Genomic DNA, 22622 nt, shown 5'->3' on the forward strand with positions numbered 1-22622 from the left:
GGCATTATCGCCTCACGGCGCCGATCGGGGAAGGCCGCGCGGCGCTCAAGCGGCCGGCGCGGCCACGCCTTCCAGCAGCGCGTACAGGCGCCCGGTGTCGATCGGCTTGACCAGGTGGTGGTCGAAGCCGGCGCCGAGGATCTGGTCGCGGTCGCGCGCCTGGCCGTAGCCGGTGACCGCGACCAGCAGCGCGTTGGCCGCTTGCGGCAGCGCGCGCAGGCGCCGCGCGAGTTCGAGCCCGTCGATGCCGGGCAGGCCGATGTCGAGCAGGCAGACCTGGGGACTGAACTGCTGCGCGCATTGCAGCGCTCGCAGCGCATCGTGCTCCACCGCGACCTGGTGCCCACCCGACTCCAGCAGCATCGACAGGGTGACGGCCGCATCGACGTTGTCGTCCACGACCATCACGCGCAGCGAGCCCGGTGGCGCGGCGCTGCGCGGTTCGTCGCAGGGCGGGGCGGCGGCGTCGCTTTGGCGTTCGAGCAGCGGCAGGCAGACCGAGAACCGGCTGCCGCGGCCCGGGCCGGCGCTGTCGCAGGCGACCGCGCCGCCATGCAGATCGACCAGGCTTTTCACCAGCGCCAGGCCCAGCCCCAGGCCGCCCGAGGAGCGGTCGGACGAGCGCTCGGCCTGGGCGAACAGTTCGAAGGCGCGCGCCGCCAGCTCGGGCGCCATGCCGATGCCGTTGTCGACGACGTCGATGCACAGGCGCCGTTCGGCGTCGATGAACGATGCGACCTCGAGGCGTCCGTCTTCAGGCGTGTATTTGGCGGCGTTGTTGAGAAGATTGGCGACCACCTGCACCAGGCGCTTGCGGTCGCCCGCGACCAGCGTGCCCGGCGGCGGCAGGCGCAACGCCAGGTCGTGGCGGCGCGCCTGGATCAGCGGCATGACCTGTTCCACCGCCTCGTGCAGCACGGCGCCGACGTCGAGCGGCTCGCTGTCGAGTTGCACCAGGCCGCGCGTGACGCGCGAGACGTCCAGCAAGTCTTCGATCAGCGCCGTCATGTGGCCGACCTGGCGCCCGATGATCTGGCTGGTGCGCTTGATCATCGTTTCGTCCAGCTTGATGCGCTGCAGCAGCTCGGCCGCGGCGCCGATCGGCGCCAGGGGATTTCTCAGCTCGTGCGCCAGCATGGCCAGGAATTCGTCCTTGCGGCGGTCGGCCTCGCGCAGCTTTTCTTCGGCCGCCTTGCGCTCGGTGATGTCGCTGGCGGCCCCGATCCATTCGTAGACCTCGCCGGCGGTGTCGAACATCGGCACCGCGCGCGACAGGGTCCAGCCGCTGCTGCCGTCGGCGCGCCGCACCCGGTGCTCGAGCTCGAACACCGAGCGGTCGCGGATGGCGCGCGCGATCTCCTGGTGCAGCCGGCCCTGGTCCTCGGGCGGGATGTATTCTTCGAGCCAGAAGCGGTTGGCGTCGTCCGTGTCCTTCAGGAAGCCGCGGCCTTCGAGATGGCGCAGCTGGGTCCAGTCGGGATTCATGCGATAGATGACTTCGGCCGTCGCATTGGTCAGCGCGCGGAAGCGCTTCTCGCTTTCGCGCACGGCCGCCTCCGAGCGCACCTGGGCGGTGACGTCGTTATTGCTGTGCGAAATGCAGGTCAGTTCGCCGCCGGGGCCGAAGATCGGCGTGCTGGTCGAGGTCCAGAAGCGTTCCTCGAACACCGTCCGGCCATCGGGCAGCACCACGGGAATCGGATAGCGCACCGCCGGCAGGGTGTCGGGCAGGCCGGTCGCGCGCACCTTGGCGAGCGAGGCGCGCAGGTCGGCTTCGCCGGTATCTTCCGGATCGTCGGGGTTGCCGGGAAAGGCCGTGAACAGGCTGACCCCGAGCAGTTCCTCGCGGGTGCGCGACGAGGCCTTGAGGAAGGCATCGTTGACGGCGAGGATGATCGCGTCAGCCGTGGGCGACAGCAGGTAGTGCCCGAAGGGCGAGCTGTTGAAGGCTGACTCGAACAGGGTGGCAGAGAGCATCGTCGCCCGAAAACCGGTTGAAGGAGCCGGAATTATAGGGCAGAAGCGGGCGTGTTAAACGTACAATTGAAGCGGTCACGCTTCTTGTATGCACGATTGGTAAATGCCTTGCTTCGTCGAATGAAACAAGTCGGGACGTCGCCGGATGCCGGCATGGAAACGGTGGCGCGCCGATGCGCGCGGGCATGTGAGCAAGCGGGACGGTGAAAAGCCCCGGCGGTTGCGTATAATCGCCGTTAGCTTGTCCACTTATTACCAGAAAACAACAACTCATGGCCTCATCTTCCGACAACATCAGCATGGCGGTGTTCTGCGACTTCGAAAACGTCGCACTGGGCGTGCGCGACGCCAACTACGAGAAATTCGACATCAAGCCGGTGCTGGAGCGCCTGCTGCTCAAGGGCAGCATCGTGGTCAAGAAGTCCTACTGCGACTGGGACCGCTACAAGGGCTTCAAGGCGGCCATGCACGAGGCGAACTTCGAGCTGATCGAGATCCCGCACGTGCGCCAGTCGGGCAAGAATTCGGCCGACATCCGCCTGGTGGTCGACGCCCTCGACCTGTGCTACACCAAGTCGCACGTCAATACCTTCGTCATCATCAGCGGCGACTCCGACTTTTCGCCGCTGGTCTCCAAGCTGCGCGAGAACGCCAAGCAGGTGATCGGCGTCGGCGTCAAGCAGTCGACCTCCGACCTCCTGGTGGCCAACTGCGACGAATTCATCTTCTACGACGACCTGGTGCGCGAAAAGAACCGCGCCACCGCCAAGCGCAAGGAAGAGCAGGAGGCGCGCAAGGGCCAGTCGACGCGGCGCCCCAATGCGAGCGACGACAAGCGCAAGGAAGAACTCGAGGCGCGCAAGGTGCAGGCGCTGGACATGGTGGTCGAGACCTTCGACGCCCTGGTATCCGAGCGCGGCGACACCGGCAAGATCTGGGCTTCGCTGCTGAAAGACACCCTCAAGCGCCGCCGTCCGGACTTTTCCGAGACCTATTACGGCTTCCGCACCTTCGGCAACCTGCTCGAAGAAGCGCAGACCCGCGGCCTGTTCGAGTTCGGCCGCGACGAGAAGTCGGGCACCTACGTCTACCGCAGCGCCAACGCGCCGGCCCTGGTCCCGAGCGTCGACACTGCCGCGCAGGATGTCGCCCAGGCGCCGGACGCCGTGGTCCAGGACCTGGTCGATGCCATCGCCCCGGTCGAAGGCGTGGCCGAAGAAGCGGCCAAGCCCGACACCCGCCGGGGCCGTGGCCGCGGTGGCCGCAAGGGTGGTCGCGCCGAAGCGGCGCCGACCTCGGCGCCGATCCCGGCCCTGCTGGAACCGGTCGTGACCGACGCCGAGGCCCTCGGGCAGCCCGCCTCGCAGCCGACGCTGTTCGTGAGCGAGCCGGAAGCGCCCGCCGCCCAGGACGCAGCGCCGGCCGAAGCTGCGCCGGCCGAAGCGGCCCCGGTCAAGGAACGCCGCCGCACGCCGCGCAAGCCGTCCGCCAAGAAGCTGGCGGAACAGGCCGCGCTGGCGGTCGTGGCCGAGGAGGCCGCCGCCGTGCCGGCAGCGGCCGAAGCCGAAGCCAGGGCCGATGCCGCACAGCCGGAAGCCGAGCCGGTGTCGGAAGAGACCCGCGACGAAACCCAGGACGACGCCAAGCCGGCGCGCAAGAAAACGGCCCGTCCGGCCCACAAGGCGCCGGCGCGCAAGGCAGCGCCGCGCGCGCGCCGCCCGGCCAAGCCGAAGACCGGCGCCGAGAACGGCTGATCCGTCGAAGGGGAGGGATGGCGCGTGCGCCATCCCCGCCGCGCCGATGCAATAATGGCATCGCCTGTCCGGCCCCGGGCAGGCGCCATCCGGCCGCGAAGGAGCCCGCCATGCGCACAGTTGCCAGCCTGTTGCTGTTGTCCCTGCTGGGCGCCTGCCCGCCGGCGCTGGCGCAGAAGGGCCCGGCCGCCGACCATCCGATCCTCGGCATCTGGCGCCTCGCGGTGCCCGCTACCCACTGCCTCGAAACCTACCGCTTCCGCGCCGACGGCACCACGCTGGTCACCAGCGCCGCCGAGATTTCCGAGAGCGTCTACACGATCCCCAACGAGCCCGATCCCGACGGCTTCTATCGCCTGACCGACCGCGTCACCAAGGACAACGGCAAGCCCGATTGCTCCGGCAACGTCATGAAGCCGGGCGCCAACGCCACCCATTTCGTGCGCTTCCATCCGTCCGGCACGCTGTTCCTGCTGTGCGCCGAAGCCTCGATCGAGGCCTGCATCGGCCCCTTCACGCGGGTGCGCGGCGAAGAAATCTGAGCGGCGGATCGATGGCGTGCCTGAGCGCCGGCCCTTGGGCCAGCGCGGCGCAGGGTGTATATTGCTGAGCGAAACGTCAACCTCGGCATCCCATGTCCCCGCTACTCCTCTTCTGCATCCTCATCGCTTATTTCGCATTGCTGCTCGGCGTCGCCTGGGCCACCTCGAAAGGCGCCAACAACGACAGCTTCTTCATCGGTAACAAGAGCAGCAACTGGATGCTGGTCGCCTTCGGCATGGTCGGCACCACCCTGTCCGGCGTCACGTTCGTGAGCGTGCCGGGCGCGGTCGGCGTCGACGGCTTCGGCTATGCCCAGATCGTGATCGGCTACGTGATCGGCTACATCGCCGTGGCCTACGTGCTGCTGCCGCTCTACTACCGCCTGCAGCTGACTTCGATCTATCACTACCTCGACGTGCGCCTGGGGCGACGCGCCTACCAGAGCGGCGCCGGCTTCTTCATCGTCTCGCGCCTGCTGGGCGCCACCGCGCGCCTGTACCTGGTGGTGAACATCCTGCAGGCGATCATCCTCGACAGCCTGGGCGTGCCGTTCTGGCTCAGCACCCTGGTCGTGCTGGGCATGATCCTGCTGTATACCTACCAGGGCGGGGTGAAGACCATCGTCTGGACCGACACCCTGCAGACCAGCTGCATGCTGTTCGGCCTGTTCGCGTGCGTCTGGATCCTGCTGGGCGAACTGAACATGTCGATCCCGGAAAGCCTGAACCAGATGCAGTCGCAGGGCCTGGCCAACGTCTTCACGCATGACGTCGACAGCCCCAATTTCTGGCTCAAGCAGATCATCGCCGGCGCCCTGATCACGATCACCATGACCGGCATGGACCAGGAAATGATGCAGAAGACCATCTCGGTCAAGACCCTGAAGGATTCGCAGAAGAACATGCTGACCCTGACCGCGGTGCTGGTCGTGGTGCTGCTGTCCTTCGTGTTCCTGGGCGGCCTGCTGTACCTGTATGCGCCGATGGTCGGCGTGACCGCCACGGGCGACAAGATCTTCCCGGCGGTGGTGATGGGCCACCTGCCGGCGGCCTTGCAGATCATCTTCCTGATCGCCCTGATCTCGGCCCTGTTCCCCAGCGCCGACGGCGCCATCACGGCGCTGACCTCGTCGACCTGCATCGACCTGCTCGGCATCAAGCGCCGCACCGACCTGACCCAGGCCCAGGCCGAAAGCCTGCGCCGCCGCGTGCACCTGGGCTTCGCCTTCCTGTTCCTGCTGCTGGTGCTGGGCTTCAAGGCGGCCGACAATCCGAGCATGATCGGCGTGATCCTCAAGCTGGCGGCCTATACCTACGGCCCCTTGCTCGGCCTGTTCGCCTTCGGCATGCTGACCGCGCGCATGCCGAACGACCGTTTGGTCCCGCTGGTGACGATCGGCGCACCCGTCCTGTGCGCGATCCTTGAGTACAATCAGGCTTATCTGCTCGGCGCTTACCGCCTCGGGCTGGAATTACTGTTGATTAACGGCATACTGGTGTTTGCCGGCTTGTATGCGATCTCGCATCGCGTCCCTGGCGTCGCCGGGGACGGGCAGGTCGCCCGACCGCTTCCTTGACCTAGACTGGAGTTTCGATGGCCTTCAAGCCCCTGAGCGCGTTGCGGCGCGGGTTCGTGTTCCTGTGGACCGCGCTCGACGTGACCCGCCGCACCTTCTTCAACCTGCTGTTCCTGCTGATCCTCGTCCTGATCGTCGCGATGTTCTTCGGCGGCGGCGTCAAGCCGCTGTCGGAAAAGACCGCGCTGGTGGTCGAGGTGAAGGGCGACCTGGTCGAGCAGTACGAGACCACCTTGCGCGACACGGTGCTCGACAACGTGGGCGGCGACAGCAAGCGCACCGTGCGCCTGCGCGACGTGACCCAGGTGCTCGACAACGCCGCGCGCGACCCCAACATCACCAGCGTGGTGCTGCTGCTGGACGAGATGAACGGCGGCGGCATGGCCATGCTGCGCGAGTTCGGCGCCGCGGTGGACCGCGTCAAGAAGGCCGGCAAGACGGTCGTGGCCTGGAGCGGCCAGTACGACCAGAAGCGCTACCTGGTCGCCTCGCACGCCAACGAAGTCTACGTCCACCCGATGGGCATGGTGCTGATCGAGGGCTTCGGCGGGCGCCGCAACTACTACCGCGACGCGCTCGACAAGGTCGGCGTGACGGTCAACCTGGTCAAGGTCGGCACCTACAAGAGCGCGGCCGAGCCGTATATCGCCAACGGCCCGTCGGACGCCGCGCGCGAGGCCGACGCCTACCTGTACAACGCGATGTGGGCCGGCTACACCGGCCTGGTCGAAAAGAACCGAAAGCTGCCCGACGGAGCGCTGGCCAGCATGATCGACACGCTGCCCGAGCGCATGGAAGCGGCCGGCGGCAGCGCCGCCAGGGTCGCCCTGCAGGCCAAGCTGGTCGACGGCCTCAAGACCCGCGACGAGTTGCGCGCGCTGATGGTCAAGCGCGGCGTCTACGAAGAAGACATCAAGTCGTTCCGCCAGATCAGCTTCCATGAATACCTGGCGCGCCATCCGCAGAAAGCCTTCGGCGACGCGGTCGGCGTGATCGTTGCCTCCGGCACCATCACCGACGGCGCCGGCGGTCCCGGCGTGATCGGCGGTCGCGCCACGGCCAACCTGATCCGCCAGGCGCGCGAAGACGATTCGATCAAGGCCCTGGTGCTGCGCGTCGATTCGCCCGGCGGCAGCGCCTATGGTTCCGAGTTGATCCGGCGCGAGCTGGAACTGACGCGCGCCGCCGGCAAGCCGGTGGTGGTGTCGATGGGCAGCGTGGCGGCGTCGGGCGGCTACTGGATCTCGATGGCGTCCGACGAAGTCATCGCCGACCCGGCCACCATCACCGGCTCGATCGGCGTGTTCGCGCTGCTGCCGACCGCCGACAAGGTGGCCGACAAGCTGGGCGTGCGCACCGAGGGCGTGACCACCACCTGGCTGGCCGACGCCTACAATCCGCTGCGTCCGCTCGATCCGCGTTTCGAGAAGCTGGTCCAGCAGAGCATCAACAACGTGTATGCCGACTTCACCAGCAAGGCGGCGGCGGCGCGCAAGACCACGCAGGCGAAAATCGACGAAGTGGGGCAGGGCCGCGTCTGGACCGGCGCCCAGGCCAAGGAGCGCGGCCTGGTCGACCGCCTGGGCAGCTACAACGACGCCCTGGCCTCGGCCGCCGGCCGCGCCAAGCTGGCCAAGGATTACCGCGTGGTCTACGTCGAGCGTCCGGTCACGCGCGTGGAGCGCTTCCTGCAGATGGCCGGCGCCTCGGCGGCGCAGGCGATGACGATCCAGGTCAAGCTGGGCCTGGTCGAACAGGCGATTCCGGCGGGCCCGGTCGGCCAGGTGGCGCAAGACATGGCCTTCCTGTCTGAACTGACTCAGGAGCGCAAGCCGTTCGCGGCGGTGGCCCATTGCTTCTGCGGCAATTGGTGAGCAATCTTGTAAGCAGTTTGTAACTGATTAATACAGTGTTTTGGCGGGCGCGAGCGGAATCTCGCGCCCGTTTTTCGTTTACGTCGCCTAAATAGAGGCGAACTGTGTAAATCGGCGTTAAGGCGGGTGGAAACGCACGGTTTCAGTGGAAGAGCAGTGTACGTTACGAAACATTGTGAGTGAAACGGCCATGCTAAAGTCATTGTGACCCGTATTGCGCAAGTATCAAATCTATAGAACAAGGACAAGCATGGACCAGCATCTCCCGCCCCATCCAATCACCGACCGTCCCGCCCGCACCCGGCGCGCCCGCCTCATCGGCGGGGTGATCGCCGTGCTGTCGATGGTGGCGCTGGGCGGCCTCGCCTGGTGGCTTACCCACCAGCCGGCGGGCGGCCCCGGTGGCGCGGGTGGGCCGGGGATGGCGGCCGGCGGCCCCGGCGGCCCGGGCGGCGGGCGCGGTCCGGGTGGACGGGGCGGCCCGGCCACCACGGTGGGCGTGGCGACCGCCCAGCAGGCCGACCTGCCGGTGACCCTGGACGCGCTCGGCACCGTGGTCGCCGCGGCGACCGCCACCGTGCGTCCGCAGGTCTCGGGCGTGGTCCAGAAGATCCATTTCACCGAGGGCCAGCTGGTCAAGCAGGGCCAGGTGCTGGCGACGATCGATCCGCGCCCGTTCGAGATGGCCTTGCTGCAGGCGCGCGGCCAGCGCCAGCGCGACGAAGCCCAGTTGGAGAGCGCGCGCCTGATGCTGTCGCGCTACCGCACCCTGCTCGAGCAGGATTCGATCGCGCGCCAGGAAGTCGATACCCAGGCCGCGCTGGTCAAGCAGCTCGAAGGCACGGTGATGACCGACAAGGCGTCCGAAGGCACGGCCCAGCTGAACCTGGATTATGCGACGGTGCGCGCCCCGATCAGCGGCCGCGTCGGCCTGCGCACGGTCGACGTGGGCAACCTGGTCGGCAGCGGCGATGCGACCGGCATCGCCGTCATCACCCAGCTGTCGCCGATCGACGTCGAATTCGCCGTGCCGCAAGACCACCTGCCGACGCTGCAGGGACGCATCGCGCAGGACGCGAAGCTGCCGGCCACCGCGCTGGACCGCACCCGCACCGAGGCGCTGGCCACCGGCAGCTTCATCGCGCTCGACAACCAGGTCGACACCCAGACCGGCACCGTGCGCGCCAAGGCGCGCTTCGCCAATGGCGACAACAAGCTGTTCCCGAGCCAGTTCGTCAACCTGCGCCTGACCGTCGACACCCTGCGCGACGCGGTGGTGGTGCCGGTGACGGCGCTGCGCCATGGCGCCAACGGCGACTTCGTGTATGTCCTGAATCCGGAAGCGCGCACCGTGGCGCTGCGCATCGTCCAGCGCGGCCAGGCGACCGTGGACAAGGTGCAGATCGCCAGCGGCCTGAAGGTGGGCGAGCAGGTGATCACCGAAGGCGCCGACCGCCTGCGTGACGGCGCCAGCGTGGTGTTGCCGGGCGATCGTCCGGCCGGCGCCGGCGCGCGCGGCCAGGGTCAGGGGCAGGGCCAGGGTCGTGGCCAGGGCGCAGGCCGTCCGGCCCAGGGAGCACAGCAATGATGTTGCGGCGCCGCGATGAACGCGCGGGGAGCATCCGATGAGTCCTTCCACTCCCTTCATCAACCGCCCGGTCGCCACCGCCTTGCTGATGCTGGCGATCGTGCTGTCGGGCCTGGTCGGCTACCGCTTCCTGCCGCTGTCGGCGCTGCCGCAGGTGGACTTCCCGACCATCCAGGTGCAGACCCTGTACCCGGGCGCCAGTCCCGAGGTCATGGCGCGCACCGTCACCGCGCCGCTGGAGCGCCAGTTCGGCCAGATGGCCGGCCTGACCCGCATGAGTTCCACCAGCGCCGCCGGGGTCTCGATCGTCACCCTGCAGTTCGCGCTGGGCGAGACGCTCGACGTGGCCGAGCAGGAAGTGCAGGCCGCGATCAACGCCGGCGGCTCGCTGCTGCCGACCGACCTGCCGGCGCCGCCGGTCTACGCCAAGGTCAACCCGGCCGACGCGCCGGTGCTGACCCTGGCCATCACCTCGGACACCCTGCCGCTGACCGAGGTGCAGAACCTGGTCAACACGCGCCTCGCGCTCAAGATCAGCCAGGTCTCGGGCGTGGGCCAGGTCTCGCTGTCGGGCGGCCAGCGGCCGGCGGTGCGGATCCAGGCCGATACCGAGGCGCTGGCGTCGTATGGCCTGGGGCTGGACACGCTGCGCACCGCGATCAGCGCCGCTAACGCCAACAGCGCCAAGGGCAGCTTCGACGGCCCGACCCGCTCGTATGCGATCAATGCCAACGACCAGCTGGTCACGGTGCCGGACTATCAAAACCTGATCGTCGCCTACCGCAACGGCGCCCCCGTCAAGCTGCTCGATGTGGCGAAGGTGGTCGACAGCGCCGAGAACGTGCGCCTGGGCGCCTGGGCCAATATGAAGCCGGCGATCATCCTCAACGTCCAGCGCCAGCCGGGCGCCAACGTGATCGCCACCGTCGACGCGATCAAGGCGCGCCTGCCCGAGCTGCAGGCCGGCCTGCCGACGGCGCTGCGCATGGACGTGCTGAGCGACCGCACCACCGGCATCCGCGCCTCGGTCAAGCACGTGCAGATCGAGCTGCTGCTGGCCGTGGTGCTGGTAGTGCTGGTGATCTTCGCATTCCTGCACAGCCTGCGCGCGACCATCATCGCCAGTCTCGCCGTGCCGATCTCGCTGATCGGCAGCTTCGGCGTGATGTACCTGCTCGGCTACAGCCTCAACAACCTGTCGCTGATGGCGCTGACGATCGCCACCGGCTTCGTGGTCGACGATGCGATCGTCATGATCGAGAACATCGCGCGCTATATCGAGAAGGGCGAAAAACCGATGGCGGCCGCGATCAAGGGCGCCAGCCAGATCGGCTTCACCATCATCTCGCTGACCGTGTCCCTGATCGCGGTGCTGATCCCGCTGCTGTTCATGGGCGACGTGGTCGGCCGCCTGTTCCGCGAATTCGCCGTCACGCTGGCGATCACGATCCTGATCTCGGGCGTGGTGTCGCTGACGCTGGTGCCGATGATGTCGGCGCGCTGGCTGCGCAGCCACGAGGAAGAAAAGCCGAGCAGGTTCGCCATCCGGTTCCAGGCCTTCTTTGACCGCGTGATCGAGCGCTACGACGTGATGCTCGGCTGGGTCCTGAAGCGCCAGGGCCTGACCCTGCTGGTGGCGCTGGGCACCCTGGTCCTGACCGCCCTGATGTGGACGGTCATCCCGAAAGGCCTGTTCCCGACCCAGGACACCGGCCAGCTGCAGGCGCGGGTGCAGGCGCGCCAATCGATCTCGTACACCGACATGGCGAAACTGCAGCAGGAAGCGGCGCGGCAAATCATGGCCGACCCCGAAGTCGCCTCGGTGGCGTCCTACGTGGGCGTCGACGCCGCCAACAACACGATGCTGCACACCGGCACCATGCTGATCAACCTGAAGGCCGACCGCGGCGACCAGCTCGAGACCATGCAGCGCCTGCGCCAGCGCGTGGCCAATGTGGCGGGCCTGCAGCTGTTCCTGCAGCCGACCCAGGATCTGACCATCGACGCCGAGAGCGGCCCGACCCAGTACCGGCTGTCGATCGAAGGCGCCGACGAGGACACCGTCAACGAGTGGGCGCGCCGGCTGACGCAGAAGATCGGCAGCCTGCCCGAGCTGCGCACGGCGATCACCGATGCCGGCGCGACCGGCGCCGCCGCCTTCATCGACATCGACCGCGACACCGCGTCGCGCCTGTCGATCACGGCCGCCTCGATCGACGACGCGCTGTACAGCGCCTTCGGCCAGCGCATCGTGTCCACCATCTTCACCGAGACCAACCAGTACCGCGTGATCCTGGAGGCGCAGCAGGACGAGGCGATGTCGATCGCCGCGCTCGGCCGCCTGCAGCTGCGCACCGGTTCCGGCCAGCCGACGCCGCTGTCGGCGATCGCCACCATCAGCGAGCGCCAGGCGCCGCTGCAGGTGATCCACGTGGCCCAGTATCCGGCGGCGACGGTCGGCTTCGACACCGCCTCCGGCACGTCGCTGGGCCAGGCCGTGAGCGCGATCCGCGCCGCCGCCGAGGAGATCGGCATGCCGGCCTCGGTCAGCATGACCTTCCTCGGCGCCTCCGGCGCCTACGAGGCCTCGCTGTCGAACCAGCTGTGGCTGATCCTGGCCGCCGTCGTCTGCGTCTACATCGTGCTGGGTGTGCTCTACGAGAGCTACATCCACCCGCTGACCATCCTGTCGACCCTGCCGTCGGCCGGCGTCGGCGCGCTGCTGGCGTTGTGGGTCAGCGGCCAGGGCCTGGGCGTGATCGGCATCATCGGCATCATCCTCCTGATCGGCATCGTCAAGAAGAACGCCATCATGATGATCGACTTCGCGATCGAGGCCGAGCGCGAGGAGGGCAAGTCGCCGCTGGTGGCGATCAGGCAGGCCGCGCTGCTGCGCTTCCGCCCGATCCTGATGACGACGCTGGCGGCGTTGTTCGCGGCCATCCCGCTGATGCTCGGCACCGGCGAAGGCGCCGAGCTGCGCCGGCCGCTCGGCCTGGCCATCTTCGGCGGCCTGATCCTGAGCCAGTTGCTGACCCTCTTCACCACCCCGGTGATCTACCTGGCCTTCGACCGCACCGCGCGGCGCTGGACCGGCAAGGCGCCGCACAAAACGGAAGGGGCGGGCGCATGAACCTGTCGCGCCCCTTCGTCGAGCGCCCGATCGCCACGGTCCTGCTGACGATCGGCCTGGCGCTGGCCGGCATCGGCGCCTATTTCGTGCTGCCGGTGGCGCCGCTGCCCCAGGTCGACTATCCGACCGTGTCGGTCTCGGCCTCGCTGCCGGGCGCCAGTCCGGAAACCATGGCCTCGAGCGTGGCCACGCCGCTGGAGCGGCGGCTGGGCGTGATCGCCGGCGTCAACGAGATGACCTCGAGCAGCAGCACCGGCTCGACCCGCATCAACCTGCAGTTCGAGCTGAACCGCCAGATCGACGCCGCCGCGCGCGAAGTGCAGGCGGCGATCAGCGCCTCGCGCGCCGACCTGCCGGCGACCTTGCGCAGCAACCCGACCTATCGCAAGGCCAATCCGTCGGACGCGCCGGTGATCATTCTCGCGCTGACTTCCAAGACGAAGTCGCCGGCCCAGATCTACGAATCGGTGTCGAACCTGGTCCAGCAGCGCCTGGCCCAGGTGAAGGGCGTGGGCGAAGTGGAAATCGGCGGCGGCTCGCTGCCGGCGGTGCGGGTCGAGCTGGTGCCGTATGCGATGAACCGCTATGGCGTCTCGAGCGAAGACGTGCGCGCCGCGATCCAGGCCAGCAATCCGAACCGCCCCAAGGGCGAGATCGAGGGCAACGGCAACCGGCTGCAGATCTATTCGCAGCCGGCCGGCGGCGACGGCCGCAGCGCCAGCGACTATCGTGACCTGGTGGTGGCCTGGCGCGACGGCGCCGCCGTGCGCCTGTCGGACGTGGCCACCGTGTTCGACGGTCCCGAGAACGTGTACACGCTGGGCCTGTTCAACGGCCAGCCGGCGGTGATCGTGCTGGTCACGCGCCAGCCCGAGGCCAATGTGATCGAGACCGTGGACGGGATCCGCGACCTGCTGCCGTCCCTGCAGGCGCAGCTGCCGGGCGACATCAGCCTGGCGGTGGCCTCGGACCGCACCAACTCGATCCGCGCCTCGCTGCACGAGATCGAGTTCACCCTGGTGCTGTCGATCGTGCTGGTGGTGGCGGTGGTCAGCGTGTTCCTGCGGTCCTTGCGCGCCACCGTGGTGCCGGCGGTGGCCACCGTGGTGTCCCTGCTGGGCACCTTCGGCGTGATGTACGCGCTCGGCTTCTCGCTCAACAACCTGTCGCTGATGGCCTTGACGGTGGCCGCCGGCTTCGTCGTCGACGACGCCATCGTGGTGCTCGAAAATACCGCGCGCCATATCGAAAACGGCATGGACCGCATGCAGGCCGCGCTGCTGGGCGCGCGCGAGGTCGGCTTCACCGTGCTGTCGATCTCGCTGTCGCTGGTGGCGGTGTTCATTCCGCTGCTGTTCATGGGCGGGCAGGTGGGACGCCTGTTCCGCGAGTTCGCGGTGACGCTGTCGGCGGCGGTGCTGATCTCGCTGGTGATCTCCTTGACCACGACGCCGATGATGTGCGCCTGGCTGCTGCGCAAGGAAGACAAGGACAAGCAGCCGGGGCGCCTCGCGCGCTGGTCCGAATCTGGCTTTGCGCGCGTGCTGCGCGTCTACGAGCATGCGCTCGACTGGGCGCTGGACAGTAAACTCCTGGTGATGATCATCCTGCTGTTCACGGTGGGGCTGAACGTCTACCTGTTCTCCAGCGCCCCCAAGGGTTTCTTCCCGCAGCAGGACTCGGGCCAGATGAATGGCGGCATCCGCGCCGACCAGAGCATCTCGTCCCAGGCCATGCAGCAGAAGATCTACCAGCTGGTGGAGATCATCCGCAAGGATCCGGCGGTCGACACGGTCGTCGCCTTCACCGGCGGCGGGCGCGCCGGCGGCGGCTTCATGTTCGTCAACCTCAAACCCGTGGGCGAGCGCGACGTCGCGGCCCAGGCCGTGATCGCGCGCCTGCGTCCGCAGATGGCGAAGGTCACCGGCATCACGATCTTCCTCAATCCCGTGCAGGACTTGCGCATGGGCGGGCGCTCCAGCAACTCGACTTACCAGTACACGCTCAAGAGCGACAACGCCGAAGACCTCAAGACCTGGGCCACGCGCCTGGCCGAGTCCATGAAGGCGCAGCCGGCGCTGGTGGACGTCGACACCGACCAGGCCGAGAACGGCGTCGAGACCTATGTCACGATCGACAAGGCATCGGCGGCGCGCCTGGGCATCACCACGCGCGACGTCACCAATGCCCTGTACAACGCCTTCGGCCAGCGCCAGGTGGCGAACATCTACGATGAGCTGAACCAGTACCACGTGGTGATGGGCGTGGCCCAGAAATACGCGCAGTCGCCCGAAGCGCTGAAGGACGTCTACGTCCCGGCGCGGCCGACCGGCGGGGCCTCGAGCGCGGTCTCCACCGGCACCGGCACGGCCGCCGCCGCCGGCGCCGCCGGCGCCTCGACCTCGTCGACCGCCTATCTCACCGCGGCGCGCGACCCGTCCGGCGGGCAGGCCCTGGCCAGCGCCGCCGCCACCATGGTGCCCCTGTCGGCGATCGCGCGTTTCGCCGAAAGCGCCACGCCGACCTCGGTCAACCACCAGGACGGCGAGCTGGCGACCACGGTCTCGTACAACCTGAACCCGGGCTTCACCCTGGCCGACGGCGAGGCGGCGGTGCGCCAGGCCGAGGCCGACATCGGCATGCCGATCAATGTGCGCGGCAGCTTCCAGGGCACGGCGGCGGCGGCGCAAGAGTCGAGCAAGGAGCAGCCGCTCCTGATCCTGGCCGCGATCATCGTTATCTATATCGTGCTGGGCATCCTGTACGAAAGCCTGGTGCACCCGGTGACGGTGCTCTCGACCCTGCCGTCGGCCGGCGTCGGCGCGGTGCTGGCGCTGCTGCTGTTCAAGATGGAGTTCTCGATCATCGCCCTGATCGGGGTGTTCCTGCTGATCGGCATCGTCAAGAAGAACGCGATCCTGATCATCGACTTCGCGCTCGAAGCGGAACGCGCGCGCGGCCTCTCCGCGACCGAGGCGGTGCGCGAGGCCTGCATGCTGCGCTTCCGCCCGATCCTGATGACGACCCTGGCCGCGGCCCTGGGCGCGCTGCCGCTGGCGATCGGCTTCGGCGAAGGCTCGGAGTTGCGCCGCCCGCTGGGCATCGCCATCATCGGCGGCCTGGTCGCGAGCCAGCTCCTGACCCTGCTCACCACGCCGGTGGTCTACGTCCTGCTCGACAAGCTGCGCACGCGCAAACCCGATGAACACAATCTGACCCGCCATCCTCATGACGACGAGGCTGGTCCGTCCCTGGCCAAACCATGACCACTATGCGACAACAGCTTTCCTTCCGTCTTTCCCTGCTTGCCCTTGCCGCAGCCTTGGCCGGCTGCGCCGTCGGCCCCGCCTATGAACGACCCGACCCGCTTGCCGCCGGCGCCGCGCTGCCGGGCGCCTACAAGGAGGCCGAAGGCTGGGTTCCGGCCGCGCCGGCCGATGCGCTCGCGCGCGGCCCCTGGTGGACCCTGTTCGAAGACCCCGAGCTCGATCGCCTGGCCAGGCAGGTCGAGGCCGCGAACCAGAACGTGGCGGTGGCGGTGGCCAACTACGCCCAGGCGCGCGCGCTGGTGGCGCAGCAGCGCGCCTCGCTGTTCCCGGTGGTGTCGCTGGGCGCCGGCGCGGATCGCGCCGGCGGGGGAGAGCGCAGCGCCGATAATGCGTACCGCCTGCAGATCGGCGCCAGCTGGGAGCCGGACGTGTTCGGCCGCCTGAGGAATGCCGTGACCGGCGCCGAGGCCAGCGCCCAGGCCACCGCCGCCGACCTGGCCAGCGCCGTCCTTGCGGCCCAGGGCGAGTTGGCGATCAACTACTTCTCGCTGCGCCAGACCGACGCCCAGCGCGAGATGCTGGCCACGACCATCGAAGGCTACGAGCGCGTGCTGCAAATCACCTCGAACCGTTTCGAAGCCGGCATCGCGGCGCGCTCCGACGTGCTGCAGGCCCAGACCCAGCTCGCCAATGCCCGCAGCGAAGCGCTCGGCCTGCAGAACCAGCGCGCCCAGCTCGAGCACGCGATCGCGGTGCTGGTCGGCCAGACCCCCTCAAGCTTCTCGCTGCCGCCGGCGCCATGGCACGTGTCGGTGCCGGACGTGCCGGTCGGCGTGCCCTCGACCCTGCTGCAGCGCCGTCCCGACATCGCCGCCGCCGAGCGCGATGTGGCGGCGGCCAATGCCGACATCGGCGTCGCACGCTCGGCCTACTTCCCGAATTTCGGCCTGTCCGCTTCCTACGGCAACAACACGAGCCGGGTGGGCGACCTGTTCTCGGCGTCCGCCGCGGCCTGGTCGTTCGGCCTGTCGGCGGCCCAGACCATCTTCAATGCCGGCGCCACCCGCGCCAGCGTGGAAGGCGCCGAGGCGCGCCACCAGGCGACCGTGGCGCGCTACCGCCAGGTGGCCCTGGACGCCTTCGCCGCCGTCGAGAACGGCCTGTCCGCCACCCGCGTGCTGGAACAGCAGCAGCAGTTGCGGGCCGAGGCGGCCGAGGCGGCCGGCCTGGTGGAAGAGCAGATCCTGAACCGCTACAAGGCGGGGCAGGTCAGCTATACCGAGGTGGTGCAGGCCCAGGTGACGGCCCTGAACGCGCGCCGTTCGCTGGTGCAGGTGCAGGCCGACCGCCAGACGGCGGCGGTGTCGCTGATCCAGGCGCTGGGCGGCGGCTGGCAGGAACAAAGGCTGGCGGACGCGGTGCAGTAATCACGCGTCAGGCATTACAATGCTGCGATTATCGATAGTCAGGCACACGCCATGAAAAACTGGATCAATCGCATGTTGAGCAGCGCCGACAAAGCGCCCGACGCCAGCGCCTCCGCTGCACAGGTCGAGGCGGCGGAAGGTGACTACGGCGTCCAGGTCGACGCCGCCTATTACCGCTGGCTGACCGCATCCGGCGGTTACCAGGCGGGAGCGGAGGTCGAGGAACACATCCTCGACCTCGTGCGCACGCTGGCGGCCGACCCGCTGGCCGCCAGCGGCCTGGTGCCGCGTATCCCTGAGCTGATCCCGAAGCTGCTGCGCGACCTGGCCGACGACGACGTCTCCACCGGAGACCTGGCGCGCCAGGTCGAGCAGGATCTGGTGCTGGTGGCCGAGGTGATCCGCGAGGCCAACAGCGCCTATTACCGGCCGCTGCAGGCGGTGAAGTCGCTCGACGCCGCTCTCATGATGATCGGCCAGAACGGCCTGCGCATGCTGCTGGCCCGGATCGCCTTCCGGCCCCTGATCAGGATGGCCGACCAGGGCTTCGCGCGCCACGCCGCGCCGCTGGTCTGGAACCAGTCCGAGAAATGCGCGCTGGCCTCGAGCCTGATGGCGCCGGGCCTGGGCGCCGGCGTGTTCGAAGCCTACCTGGCCGGCCTGATGCAGAACCTGGGGCTGGTGGTGGCCTTCCGCCTGGCCGAGCGGGCGGTCGAAAATGGCAAGATTCCCGGTTCCAGCGACTTCGGCCGGCGCCTGTTCGACGTCAGCCGCAGCCTGTCGTCGACCATCGCCGCCCACTGGGAATTTCCGCCCGACGTGGTGGAAGGCATCGCCGGCGTCGGCCAGCCGGATGCCTCGCCGCTGGCGCGCACGCTCGAGCGCGGCGACCGGATCGCCAAGCTGCGGGTGCTGCTCGATGCCCACGTGGTGCTGGAAGACGACGCGCTCGTGGCCGAAGGCCTGGACAGTTTCGAGCGCCGTTGCCTGGGCAAGCTGACCGATTTGCCGGGCTGAAGCGCGGTATTGAGCCACAGTCGTGCATTGCCTTTTTTCGCGAGGAGAATGCCATGAAGATGAACGCCGAACACCTGGCCGAGCTGCACGAGGCCAAGCGCCTGCTGGAGAATCCTGGCCTGGCCGCGCGCATCAGCAACCTGGTCGGCTCGCCGATCGAAGCGGCCATCGAGCGCCTGCCGGCGCCGTGGCAAAAGCGGGTGGGCGAGGCCACCGAGCATGCGTTGCAGTATGCGATGACGGGAGCGCTGTCCACGCTGCCCGACGGCGGCAAGGAGACATCGTACCCGCGCCTGCACAAGTTCGCGGCGAGCGTGTCGGGCGGGGTGGGCGGCGTGTTCGGCCTTCCGGGCCTCCTGGTCGAGCTGCCGCTGTCCACCGTCATCATGCTGCGTTCGATCGCCGAGATCGCGCGCGCCAATGGCGAACGTCCGCAAGATGTCGAAACCCGGCTGGAATGCCTGCGCGTGCTGGCCATGGGCGGACCGGGCGGAGCTGACGATGCCGCCGATTCCGGCTATTTCGCGATGCGCATCGCGCTGGCGCGGGCGGTGAGCGAAGCCGCCCAGGCGCTGGCGGCCAGGTCGGCCAATGCCGCCACGACGCCGGCCCTGCTGCGCCTGATCGCCACGGTGGCGGCGCGCTTCCAGGTGCACGTGACGCAAAAAGGCGCCGCGATGCTGGTGCCGGCCCTGGGCGCGGTGGGCGGCGCGACCATCAACCTGCTGTTCGTCGACCACTTCCAGAACATGAGCCGCGGGCATTTCGCGGTGCGGCGGCTGGAGCGCCTGTATGGCGAGGGGATGGTGCGACAACAATACGAAGCGATCGTGCTGGCCGACGAGACGACGGGATTGCTCACGTAGAGCAAATCCTGTTGCGGCCGGTCTCCTTGGCTGTGTACAGCATCGCATCCGCCCGCAGGAACAGCGCGTTCTCGCTGCGGTGCTCGGGGAACGCGGCCAGGCCGCCGCTGAACGAAAAATGCCGCGCCTCGCCCGGCGTCACCTGGAACCCGACCGCGCCGAAGGCCTGGCGCAGCGCGTCGAGCCGGCGCCAGGCGGCGTCGAGCGCGCAGTCCCAGAACACGACCACGAATTCCTCGCCGCCGAAGCGCGCCAGCAGGTCGCGCTCGCCCATCCGCGGCGCCAGGCACAGGCACAGACGCTTGATGACGATGTCGCCGAAGTGGTGGCCCCAGGTGTCGTTGATGGTCTTGAACTTGTCGATGTCGATCACGCCGAAGGCGAGCGGCTTGCCCTCGAGCGTGGCTTGCCGGATCAGGTCTTGCGTCTTGCGCTGCAGGCCCACCTTGTTCAGGAGGCCCGTGGCGCGGTCCTTGCCGATCAGGTCCTTGCTGACCCGGATCCTGGCGGCGCGGTTGGCCAGCTGCGCTTCGACCAGGCCGCCGCTGGCCTGCAGGACCGTGTCGAAGCCGTCGCCGAGCGCGCGCCGCGCCAGCGCATCGTCGGGGCGGCGCTGGAGCAGCACGATCTCGCGCACCGGATCGGCCTCGATGTTCTTCTTCATGACCCGCGCCAGCGCGTCCAGGCGCCGGTACTCGTCATCGAGAATCACGACCAGGTCGGGCTGCAGCTCCTTGACGCGCAGGTGCAGCGTGGTCGCGTCCGGGTGGTGGACCACGTCGACCCGCTGCGCCAGCAGCGCCGCCGTATCCAGGTCGTCCGGCGCGCCGAGATAAACCAGCGACACCGGGTCGCCGCGCTTGGTGCGCGCGAACAGGTTGAACAGCCTGTCGACCAGGACGTCGTTGGCGATCGGCTTTTCGGCATAGGCCAGGCAGTTGCTGTCCACCAGGCGTTGCTGGAGCAGGAAGCGGCTGCCCTGGCGGCTCGACTGCAGATAGACGTATTCATGGCCGGGCGGCAGGCGTTCGAGCAGCTCGCCCAGCATCAGGGTCTTGCGGCTGTCGTGCAGGTCGGCCTGCATATTGTGCAGGGCGTCGAGGTCGATCACGAACAGGCTGGCGCCGTGGTCGGCCGCGACGGCGGCGGTGAATTCGGCCACTTCGCTGAAAAAACGGATGTCAAAATCGTATTTGTGCGCGTGCAGCAGCAACTCGGCGCGGTTGTCCTTGATGAAGAAGCTCTGGGAGAGGAAGAGGACCTGGTGTCGGTACAGGGGGGCCTCGGTGCGCATGTCTGCCTGCCTTCTTTCTGCATGATGTGACATCTTGCCACGCCAATATGACGTGATGTTGACGCCGCCGGGACGACCGTCAATACCCCAGAAAATCGCACGGGCATCACCCAACGGGGCTATACTCGCGCATTGCTTTTTTCACCTCGAGGACTTGTCTTGTTCAAATCGATCGTCCTGCCCGTCGCCCTCCTGGGCGCGGCGAGCGCCGCCTTCGCAGACGAAGGCCAGTGGCAACCGCACCAGCTGCCGCAACTGAAATCCGAACTGAAACGCATCGGCATCACCATGCCGGCCGAGAAGCTGGCCGACCTGGGCAAGCATCCGATGAGCGCGATCGTCTCGCTGGGCGGCTGCTCGGCGTCCTTCGTGTCGCCCGACGGCCTGGTGGTGACCAACCACCACTGCGCCTATGGCGCCATCCAGCGCAATTCGAGCGCCGAGAAGAACTACATCGTCGACGGCTTCCTGGCCAGGAACCGCGCCGACGAACTGCCGGGCGGCCCGAACACGCTGGTGTACGTGACCGAGAAGGTCGAGAACGTGACCGGGCGCGTGCTCCAGGGCCTGAATCCGTCCATGTCGGGCCGCGAGCGCCATGCGCTGGTCGAGTCGCGCATCAAGGCCCTGGTGGCCGAATGCGAAACCGACAAATCGACGCGCTGCTCGGTGCCTGCCTTCCACCGCGGCCTGGAGTACTACCGCATCAAGCAGCTGATGATCCGCGACGTGCGCCTGGTGTACGCGCCGTCCGACCGCATCGGCAACTACGGCGGCGACATCGACAACTACGAGTGGCCGCGCCACGTCGGCGACTACGCCTTCTACCGCGCCTACGTCGGCAAGGACGGCCGTCCGGCCGACCCGTCGCCCGACAACGTGCCCTACAAGTCGAAGGACTTCCTGGTCGTCTCGGCCGAGGGCCTGAAGAACGGCGATCCTATCCTGCTGGCCGGCTATCCTGGCCGTACCAGCCGCTACAAGCTGCCGAGCGAGATCCGCTTCGCGCGCGACGTCGACCTGCCGGCCAAGGCCGCGGGCATCACCGCCGACCTGTCGGTGATCGCCGCCGCGACCCAGGGCAATCCGTCCTGGACCGTGCGCTATGCGAGCGTCGACAAGGGCCTGAACAATGTGCTCAAGAAGACCAGGGGCCTGCTCGACGGCTTCGCGCGCAAGGACATCGCCGCCATCAAGGACGTGCAGGATGCCGAGTTCCGCGCCTGGCAGAAGGCGCATGCCGACGGCAACGCCGGCCTGCTGTCCGAACTGGACGCGGTGATCGCCCAGGACATGGCGCTGCAGCGCCAGGAAGCCGCCTGGCTCGAAGCCACCCACAGCGACCTGCTCAAGAGCGCGCGTACCCTGTACCGCCTGGCGCTGGAGCGCGGCAAGCCGGACGCCGAGCGCGAAAGCGGCTACCAGGAACGCGACCTCGGCTTCATCAAGGCGCGCCTGACCCGCCTGGAGCAGTCGTTCGTGCCGAGCGTCGACCAGGCGCGCTACGCCGCCGCCCTCGCGCGCTACGCCGGCATCGACGCCAAGGTCCGTCCGCAAGGCGTGGACGCGCTGCTGCCGGCGCAGGATGCGCTCACTGGCATGTACAAGGCCAGCGAGTTGTCGGATACCGCCAAGCGCCTGGCCTGGATCGGCAAGGACGTCGAGGCCTTCCGCAAGTCGGACGATCCTTTTATTCAGCTGGCGGTGCGCCTGCACGACGCCGGCATGGCGCTGGAAGAGCGCCGCAACGAGATCGACGGCAACCTCGAACGCGTGATCCCGCAATACATGGCGGCCGTGATCGCATGGAAGAAATCGCAGGGCAAACCGGTCTACCCGGACGCCAACTCGACCTTGCGCGTGACCTACGGCACCGTGTCGCCGTTCTCGCCGCGCGACGGCCTGGTCAAGGGCCCGTTCACCACGGTCGAAGGCATCCTGGAAAAGGAGACCGGCAAGGATCCGTTCATCGTGCCGGCCCCGCTCAAGGAAGCGATCCAGGCCAAGCGCTATGGCGTGTTCAAGGATGCGGCGCTGGGAACGGTGCCGGTCAACTTCCTGTCGAGCGCCGACACCACGGGCGGCAACTCCGGTTCGGCCGTGATGAACAAGAACGGCGAACTGATCGGCCTGAACTTCGATTCGACCTATGAATCGATCACCAAGGACTGGTACTTCGACACCGCCATCACGCGCGCGATCCACGTCGACATCCGCTACATGCTGTGGGTGATGAAGGAAGTCGACCATGCCGACAACCTGCTCAAGGAAATGACGATCAAGTATCCGAAGAAGTAATCGGGA

The 22622-nt window shown here is 68.0% G+C and carries 13 protein-coding genes; 11 read left to right on the forward strand and 2 right to left on the reverse strand.

The genetic code is table 11. The annotated features are described in order from the left end of the window. Nucleotides 1-45 precede the first annotated feature (45 nt). A complete protein-coding gene (locus tag HMPREF9710_RS11490; protein WP_005666499.1) occupies nt 46-1977 on the reverse strand; it encodes a PAS domain-containing hybrid sensor histidine kinase/response regulator in 1932 nt (643 codons plus the stop codon). Between the two features lie 272 nt (nt 1978-2249). On the opposite strand from HMPREF9710_RS11490, the gene HMPREF9710_RS11495 reads away from it, so the two are divergent. From HMPREF9710_RS11495 to HMPREF9710_RS11540, 10 genes are all read left to right on the forward strand, one after another. After that, on the forward strand, nt 2250-3731 hold the full coding sequence (locus HMPREF9710_RS11495) for an NYN domain-containing protein (RefSeq protein ID WP_005666501.1): 1482 nt from the start codon (nt 2250-2252) through the stop codon (nt 3729-3731). A 110-nt stretch (nt 3732-3841) separates the two neighbouring features. Next, complete coding sequence (locus HMPREF9710_RS11500; RefSeq protein ID WP_005666503.1) at nt 3842-4273, forward strand: hypothetical protein; 432 nt, start codon at nt 3842-3844, stop codon at nt 4271-4273. A gap of 92 nt (nt 4274-4365) precedes the next feature. Next, on the forward strand, nt 4366-5850 hold the full coding sequence (locus HMPREF9710_RS11505; RefSeq protein ID WP_005666505.1) for a sodium:solute symporter: 1485 nt from the start codon (nt 4366-4368) through the stop codon (nt 5848-5850). A gap of 17 nt (nt 5851-5867) precedes the next feature. Then, nucleotides 5868-7724 carry a signal peptide peptidase SppA gene (gene sppA / locus HMPREF9710_RS11510; protein WP_005666507.1) on the forward strand — a complete coding sequence of 619 codons (1857 nt, stop codon included), beginning with the start codon at nt 5868-5870 and terminating at the stop codon, nt 7722-7724. Nucleotides 7725-7974: 250 nt separating this feature from the next. Then, nucleotides 7975-9312: an efflux RND transporter periplasmic adaptor subunit gene (locus HMPREF9710_RS11515; protein ID WP_005666509.1), complete on the forward strand. Its 1338-nt coding sequence runs from the start codon at nt 7975-7977 to the stop codon at nt 9310-9312. Nucleotides 9313-9349: 37 nt separating this feature from the next. Continuing rightward, entirely contained in the window at nt 9350-12445 is a 3096-nt protein-coding gene (locus tag HMPREF9710_RS11520; RefSeq protein WP_005666510.1) for an efflux RND transporter permease subunit, read from the forward strand. Continuing rightward, nucleotides 12442-15711, forward strand: coding sequence for an efflux RND transporter permease subunit (locus HMPREF9710_RS11525; protein WP_005666511.1), 3270 nt, complete (start codon nt 12442-12444; stop codon nt 15709-15711). Before HMPREF9710_RS11520 ends, HMPREF9710_RS11525 begins: the two co-directional genes overlap by 4 nt. Continuing rightward, nucleotides 15708-17141, forward strand: a complete 1434-nt coding sequence (locus tag HMPREF9710_RS11530; RefSeq protein ID WP_005666513.1) for an efflux transporter outer membrane subunit — start codon at nt 15708-15710, stop codon at nt 17139-17141. Before HMPREF9710_RS11525 ends, HMPREF9710_RS11530 begins: the two co-directional genes overlap by 4 nt. A gap of 51 nt (nt 17142-17192) precedes the next feature. After that, nucleotides 17193-18158 carry an HDOD domain-containing protein gene (locus HMPREF9710_RS11535; RefSeq protein WP_005666515.1) on the forward strand — a complete coding sequence of 322 codons (966 nt, stop codon included), beginning with the start codon at nt 17193-17195 and terminating at the stop codon, nt 18156-18158. Nucleotides 18159-18211: 53 nt separating this feature from the next. Next, complete coding sequence (locus HMPREF9710_RS11540; protein ID WP_005666517.1) at nt 18212-19024, forward strand: EcsC family protein; 813 nt, start codon at nt 18212-18214, stop codon at nt 19022-19024. On the opposite strand, the gene HMPREF9710_RS11545 is transcribed toward HMPREF9710_RS11540, so the two are convergent. Then, the gene (locus HMPREF9710_RS11545; RefSeq protein ID WP_005666518.1) at nt 19017-20318 is read right to left on the reverse strand and encodes a GGDEF domain-containing protein; all 1302 of its coding nucleotides are present in this window, start codon (nt 20316-20318) and stop codon (nt 19017-19019) included. The two genes, HMPREF9710_RS11540 and HMPREF9710_RS11545, sit on opposite strands and share 8 nt — an antisense overlap. A gap of 159 nt (nt 20319-20477) precedes the next feature. Here HMPREF9710_RS11545 and HMPREF9710_RS11550 point away from each other — a divergent pair, with 159 nt between their 5' ends. Then, nucleotides 20478-22616 (forward strand): S46 family peptidase, encoded by a 2139-nt coding sequence (locus HMPREF9710_RS11550; RefSeq protein WP_005666519.1) that lies wholly within the window; start codon nt 20478-20480, stop codon nt 22614-22616. The last annotated feature ends 6 nt before the right edge of the window (nt 22617-22622 follow it).

The sequence above is a fragment of the Massilia timonae CCUG 45783 genome, from assembly GCF_000315425.1.
Taxonomy (GTDB): domain Bacteria; phylum Pseudomonadota; class Gammaproteobacteria; order Burkholderiales; family Burkholderiaceae_D; genus Telluria; species Telluria timonae.